General features: G+C 64.7%; 17 protein-coding genes. 11 read left to right on the top strand and 6 right to left on the bottom strand.

Features of this window, described 5'->3' with window-relative positions:
• Positions 1–163 precede the first annotated feature (163 nt).
• From ABWV23_RS12285 to ABWV23_RS12305, 5 genes are all read right to left on the bottom strand, one after another.
• On the bottom strand, positions 164–559 hold the full coding sequence (locus ABWV23_RS12285) for a rhodanese-like domain-containing protein (RefSeq protein ID WP_353348113.1): 396 nt from the start codon (positions 557–559) through the stop codon (positions 164–166).
• Between the two features lie 3 nt (positions 560–562).
• Positions 563–1132 (bottom strand): peroxidase-related enzyme, encoded by a 570-nt coding sequence (locus tag ABWV23_RS12290; RefSeq protein WP_353348115.1) that lies wholly within the window; start codon positions 1130–1132, stop codon positions 563–565.
• A 105-nt stretch (positions 1133–1237) separates the two neighbouring features.
• Positions 1238–2437 carry a CaiB/BaiF CoA transferase family protein gene (locus ABWV23_RS12295; RefSeq protein ID WP_353348117.1) on the bottom strand — a complete coding sequence of 400 codons (1200 nt, stop codon included), beginning with the start codon at positions 2435–2437 and terminating at the stop codon, positions 1238–1240.
• 30 nt (positions 2438–2467) lie between these two features.
• Positions 2468–3226, bottom strand: a complete 759-nt coding sequence (locus ABWV23_RS12300; RefSeq protein WP_353348119.1) for a CoA-transferase — start codon at positions 3224–3226, stop codon at positions 2468–2470.
• Positions 3223–4035, bottom strand: coding sequence for a CoA transferase subunit A (locus tag ABWV23_RS12305; RefSeq protein ID WP_353348121.1), 813 nt, complete (start codon positions 4033–4035; stop codon positions 3223–3225). Before ABWV23_RS12305 ends, ABWV23_RS12300 begins: the two co-directional genes overlap by 4 nt.
• A 211-nt stretch (positions 4036–4246) precedes the next feature.
• Here ABWV23_RS12305 and ABWV23_RS12310 point away from each other — a divergent pair, with 211 nt between their 5' ends.
• The 6 genes from ABWV23_RS12310 (at position 4247) to glnT (ending at position 10487) form a co-directional block, all read left to right on the top strand.
• The gene (locus ABWV23_RS12310) at positions 4247–5002 is read left to right on the top strand and encodes an IclR family transcriptional regulator (protein WP_353348123.1); all 756 of its coding nucleotides are present in this window, start codon (positions 4247–4249) and stop codon (positions 5000–5002) included.
• Positions 5003–5357: 355 nt separating this feature from the next.
• On the top strand, positions 5358–5996 hold the full coding sequence (locus ABWV23_RS12315) for a helix-turn-helix domain-containing protein (protein ID WP_353348125.1): 639 nt from the start codon (positions 5358–5360) through the stop codon (positions 5994–5996).
• Between the two features lie 198 nt (positions 5997–6194).
• Positions 6195–7085 (top strand): class II glutamine amidotransferase, encoded by an 891-nt coding sequence (locus ABWV23_RS12320; RefSeq protein WP_353348127.1) that lies wholly within the window; start codon positions 6195–6197, stop codon positions 7083–7085.
• 1 nt (position 7086) lies between these two features.
• Entirely contained in the window at positions 7087–7770 is a 684-nt protein-coding gene (locus ABWV23_RS12325; protein ID WP_353348129.1) for a GltB/FmdC/FwdC-like GXGXG domain-containing protein, read from the top strand.
• A 10-nt stretch (positions 7771–7780) separates the two neighbouring features.
• On the top strand, positions 7781–9106 hold the full coding sequence (locus ABWV23_RS12330; RefSeq protein ID WP_353348131.1) for an FMN-binding glutamate synthase family protein: 1326 nt from the start codon (positions 7781–7783) through the stop codon (positions 9104–9106).
• A gap of 64 nt (positions 9107–9170) precedes the next feature.
• Entirely contained in the window at positions 9171–10487 is a 1317-nt protein-coding gene (glnT, locus tag ABWV23_RS12335; RefSeq protein ID WP_353348133.1) for a type III glutamate--ammonia ligase, read from the top strand.
• Between the two features lie 45 nt (positions 10488–10532).
• Here the strand turns inward: glnT and ABWV23_RS12340 are convergent, their stop codons facing one another.
• A complete protein-coding gene (locus ABWV23_RS12340; RefSeq protein WP_353348135.1) occupies positions 10533–11492 on the bottom strand; it encodes a GlxA family transcriptional regulator in 960 nt (319 codons plus the stop codon).
• A 120-nt stretch (positions 11493–11612) separates the two neighbouring features.
• Here ABWV23_RS12340 and ABWV23_RS12345 point away from each other — a divergent pair, with 120 nt between their 5' ends.
• The 5 genes from ABWV23_RS12345 (at position 11613) to ABWV23_RS12365 (ending at position 18523) form a co-directional block, all read left to right on the top strand.
• On the top strand, positions 11613–12863 hold the full coding sequence (locus ABWV23_RS12345; protein ID WP_353348137.1) for a sarcosine oxidase subunit beta family protein: 1251 nt from the start codon (positions 11613–11615) through the stop codon (positions 12861–12863).
• 10 nt (positions 12864–12873) lie between these two features.
• Positions 12874–13155, top strand: coding sequence for a sarcosine oxidase subunit delta (locus tag ABWV23_RS12350; protein WP_353348139.1), 282 nt, complete (start codon positions 12874–12876; stop codon positions 13153–13155).
• Complete coding sequence (locus ABWV23_RS12355; protein WP_353348141.1) at positions 13152–16097, top strand: sarcosine oxidase subunit alpha family protein; 2946 nt, start codon at positions 13152–13154, stop codon at positions 16095–16097. Before ABWV23_RS12350 ends, ABWV23_RS12355 begins: the two co-directional genes overlap by 4 nt.
• A complete protein-coding gene (locus ABWV23_RS12360; protein WP_353348143.1) occupies positions 16090–16647 on the top strand; it encodes a sarcosine oxidase subunit gamma in 558 nt (185 codons plus the stop codon). The genes ABWV23_RS12355 and ABWV23_RS12360 overlap by 8 nt, the downstream gene beginning before the upstream one ends.
• 760 nt (positions 16648–17407) lie before the next feature.
• Entirely contained in the window at positions 17408–18523 is a 1116-nt protein-coding gene (locus ABWV23_RS12365; protein ID WP_353348145.1) for an MraY family glycosyltransferase, read from the top strand.
• The last annotated feature ends 197 nt before the right edge of the window (positions 18524–18720 follow it).

Below are 18720 nucleotides of genomic sequence, written 5' to 3' on the forward strand. Positions count from 1 at the left end.
ATCACGCTGTACGGGATCGCGGTCTCCGACCTGTCGGCCAACGATTTCCTGTTCTGATCCGCACAGGCGGATGATCAAAAGCCCCCCGCCCGGTGCCGGGCGGGGGGCGTACCCCCATCCTACTAGGCTATATCCGTGTCACCAACCGGGGCATTGCGCCGCCTCAAGTCCTGCGCTTTTCCTTCACGGCGGTGGGGTGGCCGTCCTTTTTCCAGCCGCTGAAGCCGCCGCGCAGGTTCTGCGCGTCAAGGCCCATCTCCTGCGCGACCCGGGTGGCCAGGAGCGAGCGCCACCCCGAGGCGCAGTAGAAGACATAGATCTTGTCTTCCGCGAACCACGGCTTGTGATAGGGGCTTTCCGGGTCGATCCAGAACTCCAGCATGCCGCGGGGCGCATGCCTGGCGCCGGGGATCATGCCCTCGCGTTCCAGTTCGCGCGGATCGCGGATGTCGACCAGAACGATGCTGTCGTCCTCCAGCTTGCCCGCCATCTCTTCGGCGGTGACCGAAACGACCAGCGCGTCAGCCTCTGCGAGCATCTGCTTGTAGCCTTTCGCCATCTGTTAGCGCCCCATGCTGTAGAATTCGGGGTTGGGTTTCATGCTGGTCAGGTTGGCCAGCCGGTTCGACATGCCGAAGAAGGCGGTGATCGCGCCGATGTCCCAGATGTCCTCTTCCGAGAACCCGTGGCCCGTCAGCGTCGCGATGTCCTCCTCGCCGACCTCGTAGGCCCGGTCACAGACCTTCATGGCGAAATCCAGCATGGCCTTTTGCCGCGCGGTGATATCCGCCTTGCGATAGTTGACCGCCACCTGGTCGGCGATCAGCGGGTCCTTGGCGCGGACGCGCAGGATCGCGCCATGGGCCACCACGCAATACTGGCACTGGTTCGCGTTGGAGGTGGCGACCACGATCATCTCGCGCTCGGCCTTGGTGAGGCCCTCCTTCTTCTCCATCAGCGCGTCGTGATAGGCAAAGAAGGCGCGGCATTCGTCGGGTCGGTGCGACAGCGTCAGAAAGACATTGGGCACGAAACCGGCCTTCTCCTGCACGGCAAGAAAGCGCTCGCGCAGGTCCTCGGGCAGGTCGGCAATCTCCGGTACCGGAAAGCGGCTGATCGGGGTCTTGGTCATGGTGGTCCTTTCTCAAACTGCGGCGGTCGTCAGACGCTCCGCCTGATAGGTCTAGCTCGTGTTGCCCGCAGGGGCCTGGTGGCGCGCGTGGACAGGGTCGCCACGTCAGTCAGGCTCATCCGTCTTGTCCGGGTCCAGCCCCGGCAACACCTCGCGATACCGATCCGGGGCAAGGCCGTATTCGGCCAGCACCTCGGGGGTATGCTGGGCAAAGCGGGGCGGGGCAGCGCGATAGCTGACGGGCGTGCGCGACAGCTTGATCGGGCTGCCGGTGCCGCGATAGTCGCCGATGTCCACCACCATTTCGCGATGGCGGGTGTGGGGATCGGCGACGACCTCGTCGATGCTGCGTACCGCGCCGCAGGGGACACCGCCCCTGATCAGGGTCCCGGACAGGGTGGCGCAGTCGTGGGCCGCCATGGCGGCCTCCAGCGCCTCCTTCAACGCATCGGCGTTGGCCAGCCGGTCTGAATTGGAGGCAAAGCGCGGGTCCTCGGCGATCTCGGGGTGGTCCAGCACGGTGCAGAGTTTGGCGAACTGGCGGTTGTTGCCGACGGCCAGGAACAGCGGCGCATCCTTCGTCCGATAGGTGTCATAGGGACAGATGTTGGGATGCGCGTTGCCGGTGGGCTGCGCCACCTTGCCCGACAGGTAGTAGTTCGGCAGATGCGGATGCAGCAGCGAGACGCCGCAATCGTAAAGCGTGGTCTCGACGAACTGGCCCTTGCCGCTTTGCGCGCGCTCGTTCAGCGCCATGCAGATGCCGAGCGCTGCATTCAGCCCGGTCACCATGTCAACGACGGGCAGGCCCACGCGGGTGGGGGTGCCATCCTTCTCGCCGTTGACGCTCATGATCCCGCAGAGCGCCTGGATCGCGGCGTCATAGCCCGGCAGCCCGCCCATGGGGCCATCTGCGCCGAAGCCCGAGACGCGGCAGTGGATCAGCCGCGGGAACCGCGCCTGCAACTCCTCCGTACCCAGACCCCAGCGTTCCAGAGTGCCGGTCTTGAAGTTCTCGATGAAGACATCGGCACTGTCGAGCAGCTCCAGCAGCAGGGCGCGGCCCGCCTCCTGCGAGAGGTCCACGGCGATGCCGCGCTTATTGCGGTTGAGGCCCTGGAAATAGCTTGCCGCCCCGTCGAGAAAGGGCGGTCCCCAGCCGCGGGTCTCGTCACCTGCGGGCGGTTCCAGCTTGATCACGTCGGCGCCGTGATCGGCGAGGATCTGGCCGCAATAGGGCCCGCCAAGCACGCGGCTGGCGTCGATGACCTTGAGGTTGGAAAGGGACCCTTGAGGGGCAGTCATTGGCGTCTCCGGGGTTCGTTTCGGGGCGGTTCAGGCGGGTTGCGACAGGGCGGCGAGATCCCGGCGCCAATCGGCGGCGAAGGCGGGATAGGTCTCGGCCAGTTCGTCCAGAACGCGGCCGCGCAGCAGGGCCAGCGTGGCGGCATCGGGGGCGGGGGTTTCGGGCACGCTTCCAGGGTGATCGAAGGCAAAGCCCGTCGCCTCCCGGATCGAGGACAGGTTTTCGCCGGGGTGGGTGCTTTCCAGCGTGAAACCAGGACGCGCTTTGTCGAAGGAGAAAAGTCCCTTGCCGGTCAGCAACGCCACCGGGCCGCCGGGCCGGTAGACCTCCGGGTCCGAGACGCCGGGGGCCGAGATGAAATCGACCTTCTCGACCATGACGCGGGGGCTGTGTTCCTCGCGGAACAGGATCACCCGGGGCACGGTGAAATAGAGATAGGCCGAGCCGAAGGAACCGGGCCAGCGGACCTTGACCTGCGGGTAGTCACCGACGCCCACGAGGTTGACGTTGGCCTGCCCGTCGATCTGCCCGCCGCCGAGGAAAAAGGCGTCGATCCGCCCCTGGCCGGCGCAGTCGAAGAGTTCGCAGGATCCGTTGGTAAAGAAGTTGTGGTCGACCGATCCGAGGATGGACAGCCGGACCTCCTGCGTGCCCTCGTCCAGCGCGCGGCGCAGCATGGCGCCCGCGGCCGGCATCGGGGAAGAGGCCCCGACGGCGACGTGGCGCACGCCCTCGAGTAGCCGGGCGATGGTGACGATCAGGACCTCGCGGGGCAGGATATTGCTCATGCCGGTTCTCCCACTTGCGCGGTCTCGGCCATGTAGGCGTCGAAACCCTCCTGCGTGCGGGCGGCGGCGGCATAGCGTTTCAGCTCGTCCACGTCGGCGGGGTATTCGCCCCAGAGCCCATAGGGCCAGGCGCCGCGCGGGGCCTCGGCCACGGCGCTGACGTAGAGCGCGGGCAGAACGCCGGCAGCCGTCTTTTCGTCGGCCAGAAGGTTGCCCTCGACGATGCGATCGACGGTTACGAAGGTCTCTTGGGCGGCATAGGCCATCGGCGCCAACTCGCGCCGGCGGCCGATCCAGACATTGCCGTGGCGGTCGGCCAGGGGGGCGTGAAAGATCGCCACGTCGGGGTGGATCGCCGGGATCAGGGCCACCGGGTCCCGGCCCTCGGTCATGGGGTTGTCGATCACGACCCAGTCGGGGCGATTTGCCAGCACGTCGGTTCCGATCAGGCCGCGCAGGGGCAGGAAGGGTGACCCTTTCTGTGCCGCGATAAGCCCGGCGTGAACGGCGGGGCAGGTGGCGTCGATGACCTTGATGCGGCCCGTCTTGACGGCGTCGTTGAAGCGCGGGGCGCCCCCGGCCTCGCCAAGGCTCACGGCGCTGGTCTCGACCGAGCGGACGCAGCCCGCGCCCACCAGCATGTCGACCTGAAGTCCGCCGGTGGGCACGCAGACCAGGTCGAGATCGCGCAGGCCCGCCGCGATCATCGGACGGGTCAGCGCCATGGAGACGCCAGCGTAATCCACCGGAACGGCAATGCGCATCCCGCTGCGCAACCGGGCGACGATGGAGCCGAGATCGCTCTGCATGGGGTCCTCCTCCCTCCGCGCCCCTCCCGGCGCGTGTTCTATAATATGGAACATATACCCGGAATTAAGCATAGGAGGCGGGATAAAGGACTGTCAATCACTCAAGTGACGCCGTCTTTCCGCAGCGGTCGCCAAGGAACGTCAGGTCTTGGCAGATGTAGTTCTTTCGAAAAGTATTGAATACGGGCTGTCGTTCTATAATGTGGAACAAATGACAGACAAGGCTTTCGTAAAGGGATTGCGGCTTATCGAGGCCATGGCGGCCAGCGATGGCCCGCGCGGGGTGACCGACCTCTCCCGGCAACTGGACCTGACCAAGAGCAACGTCCACCGCCTGCTCACCACGCTTTCCACCCATGGTTACATCCGGCAGGACCCGGACAGCAGCGGCTACGAGCTCACCACGAAACTCTGGGAATTGGGCGGCAAGGTGGTCGGCCGGCTCGATCTGACCAGGGTTGCGCGCCCCGCCATGGAGCGTCTCGCGGCCCTGACCGGCGAGACGGTGCACCTGTCGCTTTTGGAAAACGAGGACGTGGTCTATCTCGACAAGATCGACAGCAGCCACCATATCCGCGCCCACACGAGCGTCGGCCAAAGGGCGCCCGCCTATACGATGGCGACCGGCAAGGCGATGCTCTCGACTCAGCCCGACGCCTATCTTGAACGCTATCGCAACCGGCTGCAGCCGTTCACGGGGCACACCGTCACCACCATGGATGCGCTCTATCGCGACATCGAGGAGGTGCGACAGAAGGGCTATGCGCAGGTTCTGCACGGACAGTGGCGCAGCGGCATCGCGGCTTGTGCCTGTGCGATCCGTGGCCCGCTGGGGGATCTTGCCGGGGCCATCGGCGTTTCGGGGCCCGATACGCGGGTGCAGCAAGCAGAGCTGGATGCCTTTGCACCCCATGTGGTGGCCGCCGCACAGGCAATCTCGCGCGCGCTCGGGTATACGGCGGATTGAAGTGGTAACGTGAACCGGGTGCAGAGCGTCGGTCGGGCTCCCGTGGATTGCATGGCCCGAAACGGTATTGCCAGGGGATCGGGTCTGGATTGAATGCCGGATCTGCGGGACACAGACGGGCCGTGTGGGCCACCAGCAGCTCAAAGTTGCTTGCGCAACCCAGCCGGATGCCCGGCGATCGGAAACAACCGTCGGCATGGACCAGGGGCCAATTTCGCAATAGACGTTGATCTTGGCAGATCGGAACGCCCGGACGCGGCATGGGTCTGTCAACTCTGGTACGCACAGAACAGGCCCGGCGCGACGGGATCGCGCGCAGGAGGATGAGCGACAGCAGAAAAGGACAGGTCGGCAGGTGGTCAAGAAAACAGATGATGCGGCGCTTCGTCAGAACCCCCATGCGGTCAAGGAGCAGCGCGAAAAGAACCTCGAGGTCGCCATCGGACGGCAGGTGCGTGACCTGCGCAAGCGGCAGCGGATGACCGGCGCCGATCTGGCCGACCGGACCGGGCTGTCGGTGGGGATGCTGTCCAAGATCGAGAACGGGCTGATCTCGCCGTCGCTCAAAACCATCTCGGCCCTGGCCCACGCGTTGCGGGTGCCGCTGGTCCAGTTGTTCTCCGGGTATGAGGAAACCCGCGGCTGCATGCATGTGAAGGCCGGCGAGGGGGCCGAAATCGACCGCGCGGGCACGCGGGCGGGCCATCAGTACAACCTGCTGGGGCACATCGGGTCGAACAATTCGGGCGTGGTGGTGGAACCCTATCTCATCACCCTGGATGCGAACTCGCATTTCCAGACCTTCCAGCATGAAGGGATCGAGTTTCTCTATATCCTCGAGGGCAGCGTCAATTACCGCCACGGGGATCAGAAGTACCTCCTCGAACCGGGGGACTCGCTGTTCTTCGATTCGGACGCGCCGCACGGGCCGGAGGAGATCGTGGGCCTTCCGCTGCGCTATCTTTCGATCATCACCTACCCGCAAGCGCGTTGATCCATACGCGGCCTGCCTAATCTTTCATCAAATTTCGCGCGAAAGGAGATGGGGCGCCTGCAAAACGGGCAGCTCGACCCGACTACGTCGGGTTTTCCATGCGGGACAGAAAGTTTCTTGAAGGGAAACTCATTTTCTCGCTAATGAAGGTGCGACGACGCAGATCGCGTCTCGGCACAGTCACAAGGAGAGCCTCTCATGTGCGGCATTGTTGGCCTGTTCCTGAAAAAGGACGACCTTCGCCCGAAGCTGGGCGATATGCTGACCGATATGCTCATCACCATGACCGATCGTGGTCCCGACAGCGCGGGCATTGCGATCTATGGCGATGAGGATGCAGGTCGCATCAAGATTACCCTGCAGTCCGATACGCCCGAGATCGCTTTTGCGGATCTCGAGGCCGGGTTGAACCGCGCTCGTGGCATCAAGGCCGGCGTGAAGGTGGTCGACACCCACGCCGTTCTGAGCTTGCCGGAAGAGAAAGAGGCCGAGGCCATCGCCTTTCTCGAGGAGCAGGGGCTTCGCATCATGGGAGCCGGCGCGTCGATGGAGATCTACAAGGAGGTCGGCCTTCCCAAGGATGTCGCGGCGCGCTTCGGTCTGCGTGACATGGGCGGAAGCCACGGCATCGGCCACACCCGCATGGCCACCGAGTCCGCCGTGACCACGATGGGCGCGCACCCGTTCTCGACCGCCGACGATCAATGCCTCGTGCACAATGGGTCGCTGTCCAACCACAACCAGATGCGGCGCAAACTGGCCAAGAAGGGCGTGTTCACCCGCTCGGAAAACGACACCGAGGTCGGCGCCGCCTATATCTCGTCGCGCATCGCGGAGGGGGCTTCGCTGCGCGAGGCGCTGGAAGGCACCATCGAGGATCTGGACGGGTTCTTTACCTTTGTCACCGGCACCAAGAACGGCTTTGGCGTCGTGCGCGACCCGATTGCCTGCAAGCCGGCGGTGATGGCCGAGACCGATGACTACGTCGCCTTTGCCTCGGAATACCGCGCCTTTGCCGACCTGCCGGGGATCGACGCCGCCCGCGTCTGGGAGCCGGAACCCGCAACCGTCTACTTCTGGGAGCGCTGAAATGCCGACACTGGATATGTCTTCCATGGAGCTGCGCCAGGTCAACGAGACCCTGCAAACCGCTGCCAAGTCGCAGGCCAACGAGGCCTTTGAAATCACCAACCCGCGCGGCAGCCATGCCGTGGCGGTCGGTCTCGACGGCCCGCTCTCGGTCACCGTGCAGGGATCGACCGGCTACTACTGCGCTGGCATGAACAAGGACGCCTCGATCCGGGTGACCGGCTCGACCGGACCCGGCGTGGCCGAGAACATGATGTCCGGCGAGGTCGTCATCGAGGGCGACGCGTCGCAATACGCCGGTGCCACCGGGCACGGCGGCCTGTTGAACATCAAGGGCAACGCCTCGTCGCGCTGCGGCATCTCGATGAAGGGGATCGACATCGTGGTGCATGGCAACATCGGCCACATGTGTGCCTTCATGGCGCAAAAGGGCAACTTGGTGGTGCTGGGCGATGCTGGCGATGCGCTGGGGGACTCGCTTTATGAGGCGCGGCTCTTCGTGCGCGGTTCGGTGAAATCGCTGGGCGCCGACTGCATCGAGAAAGAGATGCGCCCCGAGCATATCGAGATCCTGACGGACCTGCTGGCGCGGGCCGGGGCAGATGCCAAGCCCGAGGAATTCAAACGGTACGGTTCGGCCCGGCAATTGTACAATTTCAAGATCGACAACGTCGACGCCTATTGAGGAGCGGACCATGTCCAAGCCACATCAAACATTGCCGCGTCAGTCCTGGACGTTCTCGAACGACATCAATTCCGAGATCCGGCGTGCTGCCGATACCGGCATCTACGACATTCGCGGCGGCGGGGCGAAACGGCGGGTGCCGCATTTCGACGACCTGCTGTTTCTCGGCGCCTCGGTCAGCCGTTACCCGCTCGAAGGGTACCGCGAGAAATGCGACACCTCGGTGACCCTCGGGACGCGGTTCGCGAAGAAACCGATCGAGTTGAAGATCCCGATCACCATCGCCGGCATGTCCTTTGGCGCGCTGTCCGGAACCGCCAAGGAGGCCCTGGGCCGGGGCGCGACCATGGCTGGCACCTCGACCACCACCGGTGACGGCGGCATGACCGAGGAAGAGCGCGGCCATTCCGAGAAGCTGGTCTATCAATACCTGCCCAGCCGTTATGGCATGAACCCGGACGATCTGCGCCGCGCCGATGCGATCGAGGTCGTCGTCGGACAGGGCGCCAAACCGGGCGGCGGCGGGATGCTTCTGGGTCAGAAGATCACCGAACGGGTCGCCGGGATGCGCGATCTGCCGGTCGGCATCGACCAGCGCTCGGCCTGTCGTCACCCGGACTGGACCGGTCCCGATGACCTCGAGATCAAGATCCTCGAACTGCGCGAGATCACCGGCTGGGAAAAGCCGATCTACATCAAGATCGGCGGCGCGCGGCCCTATTACGATACCGCGCTGGCGGTCAAGGCCGGGGCCGACGTGGTGGTTCTGGACGGGATGCAGGGCGGCACCGCCGCGACACAGGATGTGTTCATCGAACATGTCGGACAACCGACGTTGGCCTGTATCCGGCCGGCGGTTCAGGCGCTTCAGGACCTGGGGATGCACCGCGAAGTGCAGCTGGTGGTTTCCGGCGGCATCCGCAGCGGGGCGGACGTGGCCAAGGCCCTTGCCCTTGGCGCCGACGCGGTCTCGATCGGCACCGCGGCGCTGGTCGCGCTTGGGGACAACGACCCGAAATGGGAAGACGAGTACCAAAAACTCGGCACCACCGCCGGGGCCTATGACGACTGGCACGAGGGCCGCGACCCGGCCGGGATCACCACGCAGGATCCCGAGCTGATGAAACGGCTTGACCCCATCGCCGCCGGGCGCCGCCTGCGCAATTATCTCAACGTGATGACGTTGGAATGCCAGACCATTGCGCGGGCCTGCGGCCACAACCACGTGCACAACCTCGAACCCGAGGATCTCTGCGCGCTGACCATGGAAGCGGCGGCAATGGCGCAGATCCCTCTGGCCGGCACCAACTGGTATCCGGGCAAGCCCGGCTTTTGAGACATGACGATCCAAGAGGGGCCTTCGCGCCCCTCTTTCTCCGACAGGGAACAGGAAACAGCCGATGAGCAAACTTGCCAAATTCGCCGAGGACAACGGCATCAAGTATTTCATGATCTCCTATACCGATCTGTTCGGTGGTCAGCGCGCCAAACTGGTGCCGGCGCCCGCGATCGCGGACATGGAGAAAGACGGGGCGGGGTTTGCCGGGTTCGCCACCTGGTTCGACATGACCCCGGCGCACCCCGACATGCTGGCCGTGCCGGACCCGGATGCGGTGATTCAACTGCCGTGGAAGCCCGAGGTGGCCTGGGTGCCCGCCGATTGCGTCATGGAGGGGACACCGGTTGATCAAGCCCCCCGCAACGTGCTGAAGAAGGTGGTGGCCGAGGCCGCCGAGGCCGGGCTGCGCGTCAAGACCGGCATCGAGGCCGAGTTCTTCTTGCTGACGCCCGAGGGCGACAGGATCTCGGACCCCTACGATACCGCGGAAAAGCCCTGTTACGACCAGCAGGCGGTGATGCGCCGTTTCGACGTGATCGCCGAGATCTGCGACTACATGTTGGAATTGGGCTGGGGCCCGTACCAGAACGACCACGAGGACGCGAACGGCCAGTTCGAGATGAACTGGGAATTCGATGATGCACTGGTCACCGCCGACCGGCATTCGTTCTTCAAGTTCATGGTGAAATCCGTGGCCGAAAAGCACGGGCTTCGCGCGACCTTCATGCCCAAGCCCATCGAGGGGCTGACCGGCAATGGCTGTCACGCGCATATTTCGGTCTGGGATCTGGACGGCAAGGTCAACGCCTTTGCCGGCGATGCCGGCGGCCAGGTTGGCGAGGTGGGCCTTTCCGAACAGGGTGGCTACTTCCTTGGCGGGATCATGAAACATGCCGAGGCGCTGGCCGCGATCACCAACCCGACCGTGAACAGCTACAAGCGGATCAATGCGCCGCGCACCATGTCGGGCGCCACCTGGGCGCCGAACACGGTGACCTGGACCGGCAACAACCGCACCCACATGGTCCGCGTGCCGGGTCCGGGCCGGTTCGAGCTGCGGTTGCCGGATGGCGCGGTGAATCCCTATCTGCTGCAGGCTGTGATCATTGCTGCCGGTCTCTCCGGCATCTCGACAAAGGCCGATCCGGGCAAGCGCCATGACATCGACATGTACGCGGAGGGCCACACGGTGACGGATGCGCCAAAACTGCCGCTCAACATGCTGGACGCGATCCGCGCCTATGACAAGGACGATGAACTCAAGTCCAAGTTGGGCAAGGACTTCTCGGCCTCCTACGTGAAGATGAAGCATCAGGAATGGAACGCGTTCGTTTCGCATTTCTCCCGGTGGGAAAAGGACAACACGCTCGACATCTGATCGGGTTTCTCCCCCTCCGGGGTGGGTTTCCCGCCCCGGATCTCCCTATGGCCCGGCGTTCTGCCGGGCCTTTTTTCGTCTGGACGCTGACGGCGCCTCGCCGAAGAACCGCCGGTAGGCGTCAGAGAAATGGGTCTGGCTGGAAAAGCCGGTCATCTGCGCCACTTCGGACAGCGGCAGGCGGCTGGCCCCGATCAACTCGCGCGCGGTTTCAAGCCGAATGCGGCGATAGCTTTCCATCATCGAACGCCCCAGTGCCGCGACGAATTGCCGGTGAAGCTGGCGGGTCGACAGCCCGACGAGCGTGGCGATCTGGTCCTGGCCAAGCGGGTCGGCGATATGGGATTCCATGAGGTCCAGCGCCGCCGCCACCGCCTTGGGCAACACCCCGTAGCGCGACGAGATCGAGGCCTGCTGCGGGGCGTCGGCCCCCCGGATTTCCGTCTGGATGAACCAGTCCGAGATCCGCTGCGCAAAGCGGGTGCCGTGGTCGCGGGCAATGATCGCATGCATCATGTCAAGCGGGGCCGAGCCGCCGGCACAGGTATAGCGGTCCCGGTCGATCACGAAGAGCCGCCGTTCCAGCAGCCACAGGCCGGGAAGGGTGTCGAAATCGCCGTAATGATGCCAGTGGACGGTAAAGCGGCGCCCCTCCAACAGACCCGCTTTCGCCAGGATGACCGCCCCGCCCGAGATGCCGCCAAGCGCCACGCCGGCACGGTCGGCCTGACGGAGCCAGGCAAACACCCCGGCGTCGTTGAACCGGGCGGGATCGCCGCCGGCCACCACGAACACCATGTCGAAATCCGGGGCCACGTCGTGGAAATTCCGGGCCTCGAACCGGGCGCCGATCGAGGCCGTCGCCTGCGCCCCCCCGGTCGTCAGAAGCGTCACCTCATAGGCTTTCGTCGGGGAAAACAGGTTCGCTGCACGCAACGGCTCGAGCGCGGCGGCGGTCGACAAAAGCGCGAAGCCATCGACGAGGAGAAAGGCGATTCGGCGCATGTGGGCGCGCCTCCGATACGCGTTGTTTCATGGCCTTATTACAGAAGTATGCGGCGGAATTAAAGAAGTCATGACCAGACCTTCCCGATAAGATCAGATCCAAGACGAAGGAGAGATCCGATGAAATTCTCAGGCTTCAAAGTGCTGAAAGAGGCTTTGACCGGCCACAAGGGGTGGAAACCCCTGTGGCGAAATCCCGAGCCGAAACCTGCGTATGACATCGTGATCGTGGGGGGCGGCGGCCATGGGCTGGCCACCGCCTATTACCTTGCCAGCACATTCGGGATCACCAACATCGCGGTGGTCGAGAAAAGCTGGCTCGGCTCCGGCAACATCGGGCGCAACACGACGATCATCCGGTCGAATTACCTGCTGCCGGGCAACCAGCCGTTCTACGAATTCGCGATGAAGCTCTGGGAGAACCAGGAGCAGGACCTCAACTTCAACTCGATGGTCAGCCAGCGGTCGATCATCAACCTGTTTCATTCCGACGGCCAGCGGGATGCCTTTCGGCGACGCGGCAACGCGATGCATCTCTCGGGCGCGGGCGGGACGCTGCTGTCGGACAAGGACCTGCGCGAAATGGTCCCGTTCCTGAACTTCGACAACGCGCGGTTCCCGATCAAGGGCGGGCTGATGCAGAAACGCGCCGGTACCGCGCGGCACGACGGGGTGGCCTGGGGATATGCCCGCGCGGCGGACCTGCGCGGCGTCGACCTGATCCAGAACTGCGAGGTCACCGGTTTTCGCATCGAGGATGGCGCGATGGTCGGGGTGGAAACCTCGCGCGGGTACATCGGCGCCAAGAAAGTCGGCGTCGCGGTGGCCGGCTCGTCCTCGCGGGTGATGTCGATGGCGGGCATGCGCCTGCCAATCGAAAGCCACGTGCTCCAAGCCTTCGTGTCCGAGGGGCTCAAGCCGGCCATTCCAGGGGTCATCACCTTTGGCGCGGGGCATTTCTATGTCAGCCAGTCCGACAAGGGCGGGCTGGTCTTCGGCGGCGATATCGACGGGTACAATTCCTATGCACAACGCGGCAACCTGCCGGTGGTCGAGGACGTGGTCGAGGGCGGCATGGCCCTGATGCCAATGATCGGGCGCGCGCGCCTTTTGCGCGGCTGGGGCGGGGTCATGGACATGTCGATGGACGGCTCGCCGATCATCGACCGCACCGATATCGACGGGCTCTATTTCAACGGGGGCTGGTGCTACGGCGGGTTTAAGGCGACACCGGCCTCGGGCTATGCCTTTGCGCATCTGCTTGCCACCGATACGCCGCATCCGACCGCGACCGCCTATCGCATGGACCGTTTCGCACGCGGCTACGTCATCGATGAAAAGGGCGTCGGCGCCCAACCCAACCTGCATTGAGGAGAGAGACATGCTGATCCCTCATCCGCTCCTCGGCCTGCGCGACAGCCAGGAATTCACCTATCTCGGGGATGCCGCCCTGATGTATCGCCCGGACCCGGAGGCACCGGACGCCGAGCGCGCGTTCTGCGACCATGTCTTTTTGCGCGACAACCCGGCGGGTGTGCACCGCGAGCTCTGGTTCCACGAACAGGGCGACCGGTCCTGGCTGGTGGTCACGCGCAACACCCTGACCCATGAAATCCTGGGCGCCGAACTGGCCACGGACGTCAAGCAGCGAGGCGAGAAATGACACGGTTGACCGGCGGTCTGATCGACCGCGACACCCCGCTCAACTTCACGTTCAACGGCAAGCCACTCAAGGGATATGCGGGCGATACGCTGGCATCGGCCCTGCTGGCCAACGGTGTGCAGTTCGTCGGGCGGAGCTTCAAGTATCATCGCCCGCGCGGCATCCTGTCTGCCGGGTCGGAAGAGCCCAACGCGCTTGTCGCCCTGCGGGACGGGGCCTGGGCCGAGCCGAACACGCGGGCCACGGTGGCCGAGCTGTTCGGCGGTCTCTCTGCCCGCTCGCAAAATCATATGGGGCCGCTCGAACGCGATCTCTTGGCGGTCAACGATCTGCTCTCGCCCTTCTTCGCGGCCGGGTTCTACTACAAGACATTCATGTGGCCGCGCGCCTTTTGGGAAAAGCTCTACGAACCGGCGATCCGCAAGGCGGCGGGGCTTGGGGCGCTGTCGATGCTGCCCGATCCTGATGCCTATGACAAAGGCTTCCTTCATTGCGACCTGCTGGTGATCGGCGGCGGTGCGGCGGGACTTGCGGCGGCCCTGACCGCCGGGCGTGCCGGTGCGCGCGTGATCCTTGCGGATGAGGATTTTCGCTTGGGCGGTCGGCTGTTGTCGGAAAGCGATCCGCTGGACGGCGCGCCCGCCTCTGAATGGGTGACCAGGGTTCACGACGAGTTGGACGCGCTGCCCAACGTGCGGATCCTGCCGCGCACCACGGTGTTCGGTGTCTATGACCACGGCATCTATGGCGCGGTCGAGCGGGTGAGCGATCACCTCCCCGCGCCCTCGACGAAAGTGCGCCAGACCCTGTGGCGGATCACCGCCAAGCGCGCGGTGCTGGCCGCCGGCGCGCTGGAGCGGCACATCCCCTTTGCCGACAACGACCGGCCGGGCATCATGCTGGCCGGGGCGATGCGGGCCTATGCCAACCGCTGGGCGGCGGCCCCGGTGCGTGAGGGCGGCGATCCGGTCGCGATCTTTACCAACGGCGACGACGGACACCGCACCGCGCTGGACCTGATCGCCAAGGGCGTGCCGGTGCTGGGTGTTGTCGATACGCGGACGGACGCACCCAAACTCGGGGCCTACGAGGTGTTCGCGGGGGCAACTGTCACCGGCACGCGTGGGCGCAAGGGTGTCAACGCCATCGAGATCACCCAGGGCGGCAAGGCGAGCTGGCATCAGGTCGGCGCGCTTGGCGTGTCGGGGGGATGGAATCCCAATGTCCATCTCGCCTCGCACCATCGCGGTCGGCCGGTCTGGAACGACGATATCCTGGGCTTCGTGCCCGGCGAGGACGGCCCAAAGGGTCTGATCCCCGCCGGTGCGGCCATGGGCAAGGGCAGCACCGCGATGGCGCTGGCTGACGGGCGGCGCGCGGCGGTCGCGGCGCTGTCCGACCTGGGCCTCACCGCGCCCGAGATCGCGCTGCCGGAGGCCGAGGACCATTCGCAGGCACAGGCCGCTTTCTGGCACATGCCGGGCAAGAAACGCGCCTGGGTCGATTTCCAGAACGACGTGACGGTCAAGGACATCGCACTGGCGCACAAGGAAAACATGCGCTCGGTCGAGCATCTGAAACGCTGGACCACGCTGGGCATGGCGACCGACCAGGGCAAGACCTCGAACATCTCGGCGCTGGCGGTGATGGCCGAACTGACCGGCGCGACGATCCCCGAAACCGGGACGACGATCTTTCGCCCGCCCTACACGGGGGTTTCGCTCTCGGTTCTGGGGGGGGGCGATACCGGCCCGCAGTTTCGCCCGACCCGCCTGACCCCGACCCATCATTGGGCCGAGGCGCGGGGCGCGGCCTTTGTCGAGGTCGGGCAGTGGATGCGCGCCCAGTATTTTCCGCAGCCGGGTGAAACCCATTGGCGTCAGTCTGTCGACCGCGAGGTCAAGGCGGTGCGCGCGGGCGTGGGCCTGTGCGATGTGACGACGCTGGGCAAGGTCGATGTGCAGGGTGCGGATGCGGGCGAGTTCCTTAACCGGGTCTACGCCAACATGATGGGCACGCTCAAGGTGGGGCGGGTGCGCTATGGGTTGATGCTGCGCGAGGACGGCCACCTTTACGACGATGGCACCTGCGCGCGGATGGCGGAGGATCACTATGTGGTCACCACCACCACGGCGAACGCTGGCGCGGTCTATCGCAACATGGAATTCGCGCGTCAGTGCCTGTGGCCCGAGCTGGACGTGCAGTTGATCTCGACCACCGACGCATGGGCGCAGATCGCAGTGGCGGGGCCGAATTCGCGCGAGCTTCTTGGCCGGATCGTGGATGATCAGGACCTGTCGAGCGAGGCTTTCCCCTTTATGGCCTGCGCCGATCTGACGATCTGTGGGGGGCTGCGGGCGCGGCTGTTCCGGATCTCCTTCTCCGGGGAACTGGCCTATGAGATCGCGGTGCCTGCCCGCTATGGTCATGCGCTGATGGCGCGGTTGATGGAGGCCGGCGGGGATCTGGGGGCGACGCCCTATGGAACCGAGGCCCTGGGCGTGCTGCGAATCGAAAAAGGCCACGCGGCGGGGGCCGAACTGACCGGTCAGACCACGGCGCAGATGCTGGGCCTGGGCAAGATGGTCTCGGCCAAGAAGGACTCGATCGGCGCGATCATGTCCCGGCGCGAGGGGCTGGCGCAGGAAACCCGCCGCCTGGTCGGGCTGAAGCCGGTCGATCCGGCGCGGCTGGTGCCGTCGGGCTGTCACCTCTTTGCCAGGGGCGCCGAGCAAAACCTCGAGAGCGACGAGGGTTGGGTGACCTCGGCCTGCTATTCCCCGCATGTGGGCAGCCATATCGCCCTTGGATACCTGAAAAACGGCGACACCCGCATGGGCGAGGTGATCACCGCGACCAACCCGCTGGAGGGGCAGACCTTCGAGGTCGAAGTCGTCCCGGCCCATTTCGTCGACCCGGAAGGAGTGTGTCTTCGTGACTGACCTGACACCGCTTACCGCCCTTGGCGCGGAGACCGCCCGCAATGAGACCTTCGGCTCGCTGAGCGTGACCGAGAACACCGATCTTGCGCTTGCCTCGCTGACGTTGCGCAAGGGGCAAGACGCGCCCGCACCCTTCGGCCTGACTCTTCCGCAGGCAGGCGGAGTCGTATCTGGCGACGGGGTCTCGGCCTTTTGGTCGGCCCCCGATCAATGGATGATCGAAGCGCCGGGGCAGGGCGCGACCGATTTCGCCGCACAGGTGAAATCGCAGGCGCCGGGGTGTTCCGTCACCGAACAGACCGACGGGTTCACCGAGTTCGAGATCACCTCGCAGGCGGGGGCAGCCCCCATCGAGGCGCTGATGGAAAAGCTGGTGAACATCGACCCAGCCGCCTTGCCGCCGGGCAGCGCCACGCGCACCGGGCTGCACCATATGACCGTCTTTCTGGTGCGCCGCACCGAGGATCGACTGGCCGTGGTCGGGATGCGATCCCTCGCGCTGTCACTGTGGCACGCGCTGAGCACCGCCGCGCACCGACTGGGAGGCTGAGCGGTCATTGTGACGGACAGGCTGCGCAACTCCGGCGCGGCCACCCGGGTATCTGATCGCACCTCATCCACGGCCACACCCGGGGGCGAGCAGCCATCCCCAAGGTATCACATCGGCACACGGGGCGCCAAGAGAAGGCCCGCGTCCTGGTTTGCGGACAAGCCATGTCCGGTCAGCGCATGGGTCATCCCAAATCCTTCCGCCATGCGCGGGAGGTTTCATCCTCCCATGAAAAAGCCGTCCCCGCATTATCGCAGGATCCTGCGGCCACGCCGCGGCTGACGCGTATCGTCCGCAAACCGACCATGCCGCCGAAGTGACCGCGTGAGGGGGGACGGACCCGGGGCGCGTGGAACCAAAACCCCGACTGCCCCCCGGAACAGCCCGTGATCCATATCAGGGCTGCCCGTCTTCCAGCATTGCCTGCCCCCTGACGTAGCTCTGCCGACCCTCTGTACTGACCCCGTCAGCCGGATTCCTTCGTATTCCAATATGAGACAAAAAGATTCCTGCGGCGATTTGGGTAAAGTTTGGCCCTGATAAGATTCCATTTCCATTTTGCGTATCATATTGATACCAGAAGGGTTGCTAAGGTGTCACCGAAATACTCTTTAGGGAGATCATATCGGCGCATGGTGTTCCAAATTGAGCCGAAAAGAATTTTCGTGAGGCGTCGTCTGCAACGCCCATGCCGTCTGTTGAGACGGTTTGATGTGTCCGATTTGAAATCAATGCCTTTGTGTTTTTCGGGGTATTCACCATGGATCTTCTGACCGATGCCAGTCATTTCATGGCTGCAGGCCTGCTGAGCCTGGGGGTCTCTCTCGCCATCGTTCAAACCCGGGGGCTGCACCTGGGGCGAACGGCACGCGGACACGCCGGCGAGGAAATCCAAAGCACCCATGCGCGCCCGACGCCCCGCATCGGCGGGCTCGCCTTGATGCTCGGCCTTCTTCTTTCGGTGGCGCTCTCTTCTGGCGAGGTCAGGGACCTTTTGCTGCTTGCAAATTTCGCCTGCCTGCCTGTCTTTCTCGCCGGCATGATGGAAGACCTCAACTTCGGCGCCTCCCCGCGCATCCGGTTGATGGCAGCGATGCTCAGCAGCGCGATGATGATCTTGCTGTCTGGCTATCGGATTTCCGCCGTCGGCGTGCCCGGTATCGACAATCTGGTGGCGCTCGCGCCGGTCGGGATCGCGTTCACAGTCTTCGCGACCGCTGGTGTGTCCCATGCCTACAATCTCGTTGACGGGTTGAACGGCCTTTCCATGGGTATCGCCGTGGTGTCCGCGACCGCCCTTGGCGTGATCGCCGCTTCGGTCGGCGATAGCGTCTTGGTCAGCATCGCCGCAGCCTTCATCCTTTGCGTTCTGGGCGTGTTTGTCGTGAACTATCCTTTCGGCTGGCTGTTCCTGGGCGACGGCGGGGCCTATACCATCGGGCACCTGATCGCATGGTTGGCGGTGATGCTGATGGCCCGCAACCCAGAGGTTTCGCCCTGGGCCGTTCTGCTGACGGCGTTCTGGCCGGTGATGGATACGTTCGCGGCAATCCTGCGTCGGTGGATCAACCGCACCCCGACCGACGCGCCGGACCGGATGCACTTTCACCATGTCATGATGCGGCTGATCCTGGCGAATTTTCCGGTACAGCACCGGCTGGTGGTGGCGAATTCGCTTGCGACCGCGCTGATGTTTCCCTTGTTCGTGACACCCGCCGTCCTGGCGGTCCTGACTGCGCAGAACAACCTGCTGGGGTTCCTGTCTTTCGTTGTCTGCATCATTGGCTATGTCGGCTTCCGCCTTGCCTTGGTGCGCCGTTTTCGCGCGGTAAGGCGCCGCCTGATGCGTCTCAAATCCGTGCTGGTCTCTCACTGACCTAGACCTGCGGCAGGGGCGCAGGTTCCCGCGGTGTCACCGTGACCGTGTTTCGGTCAGCGCATTTCAGCATGGTCGCGGCCGGTTGTGGTGGCGACATCGCCGATCTACTGCAGCCGCCACCGCCTCTCTCACGCTGCCAAAACGCCCGTGGCCATCAGCACCAGCATCTGCAGCCCGCAGTCGGCAAAGAAGGT

This window comes from Aquicoccus sp. SU-CL01552 (genome assembly GCF_040365005.1).
Taxonomy (GTDB): domain Bacteria; phylum Pseudomonadota; class Alphaproteobacteria; order Rhodobacterales; family Rhodobacteraceae; genus Antarcticimicrobium.

What these genes read in the sequence shown, in the direction of transcription:
- ABWV23_RS12330 (WP_353348131.1), top strand. Translation starts at nt 7,781, where the DNA reads ATGTCCAAGCCACATCAAACATTGCCGCGTCAGTCCTGGACGTTCTCG.
- ABWV23_RS12320 (WP_353348127.1), top strand. Translation starts at nt 6,195, where the DNA reads ATGTGCGGCATTGTTGGCCTGTTCCTGAAAAAGGACGACCTTCGCCCG.
- ABWV23_RS12290 (WP_353348115.1), bottom strand. Translation starts at nt 1,132, where the DNA reads ATGACCAAGACCCCGATCAGCCGCTTTCCGGTACCGGAGATTGCCGAC.
- ABWV23_RS12305 (WP_353348121.1), bottom strand. Translation starts at nt 4,035, where the DNA reads ATGCAGAGCGATCTCGGCTCCATCGTCGCCCGGTTGCGCAGCGGGATG.
- ABWV23_RS12340 (WP_353348135.1), bottom strand. Translation starts at nt 11,492, where the DNA reads ATGCGCCGAATCGCCTTTCTCCTCGTCGATGGCTTCGCGCTTTTGTCG.
- ABWV23_RS12355 (WP_353348141.1), top strand. Translation starts at nt 13,152, where the DNA reads ATGACACGGTTGACCGGCGGTCTGATCGACCGCGACACCCCGCTCAAC.
- ABWV23_RS12350 (WP_353348139.1), top strand. Translation starts at nt 12,874, where the DNA reads ATGCTGATCCCTCATCCGCTCCTCGGCCTGCGCGACAGCCAGGAATTC.
- ABWV23_RS12365 (WP_353348145.1), top strand. Translation starts at nt 17,408, where the DNA reads ATGGATCTTCTGACCGATGCCAGTCATTTCATGGCTGCAGGCCTGCTG.
- ABWV23_RS12285 (WP_353348113.1), bottom strand. Translation starts at nt 559, where the DNA reads ATGGCGAAAGGCTACAAGCAGATGCTCGCAGAGGCTGACGCGCTGGTC.
- ABWV23_RS12310 (WP_353348123.1), top strand. Translation starts at nt 4,247, where the DNA reads ATGACAGACAAGGCTTTCGTAAAGGGATTGCGGCTTATCGAGGCCATG.
- ABWV23_RS12300 (WP_353348119.1), bottom strand. Translation starts at nt 3,226, where the DNA reads ATGAGCAATATCCTGCCCCGCGAGGTCCTGATCGTCACCATCGCCCGG.
- glnT (WP_353348133.1), top strand. Translation starts at nt 9,171, where the DNA reads ATGAGCAAACTTGCCAAATTCGCCGAGGACAACGGCATCAAGTATTTC.
- ABWV23_RS12325 (WP_353348129.1), top strand. Translation starts at nt 7,087, where the DNA reads ATGCCGACACTGGATATGTCTTCCATGGAGCTGCGCCAGGTCAACGAG.
- ABWV23_RS12345 (WP_353348137.1), top strand. Translation starts at nt 11,613, where the DNA reads ATGAAATTCTCAGGCTTCAAAGTGCTGAAAGAGGCTTTGACCGGCCAC.
- ABWV23_RS12295 (WP_353348117.1), bottom strand. Translation starts at nt 2,437, where the DNA reads ATGACTGCCCCTCAAGGGTCCCTTTCCAACCTCAAGGTCATCGACGCC.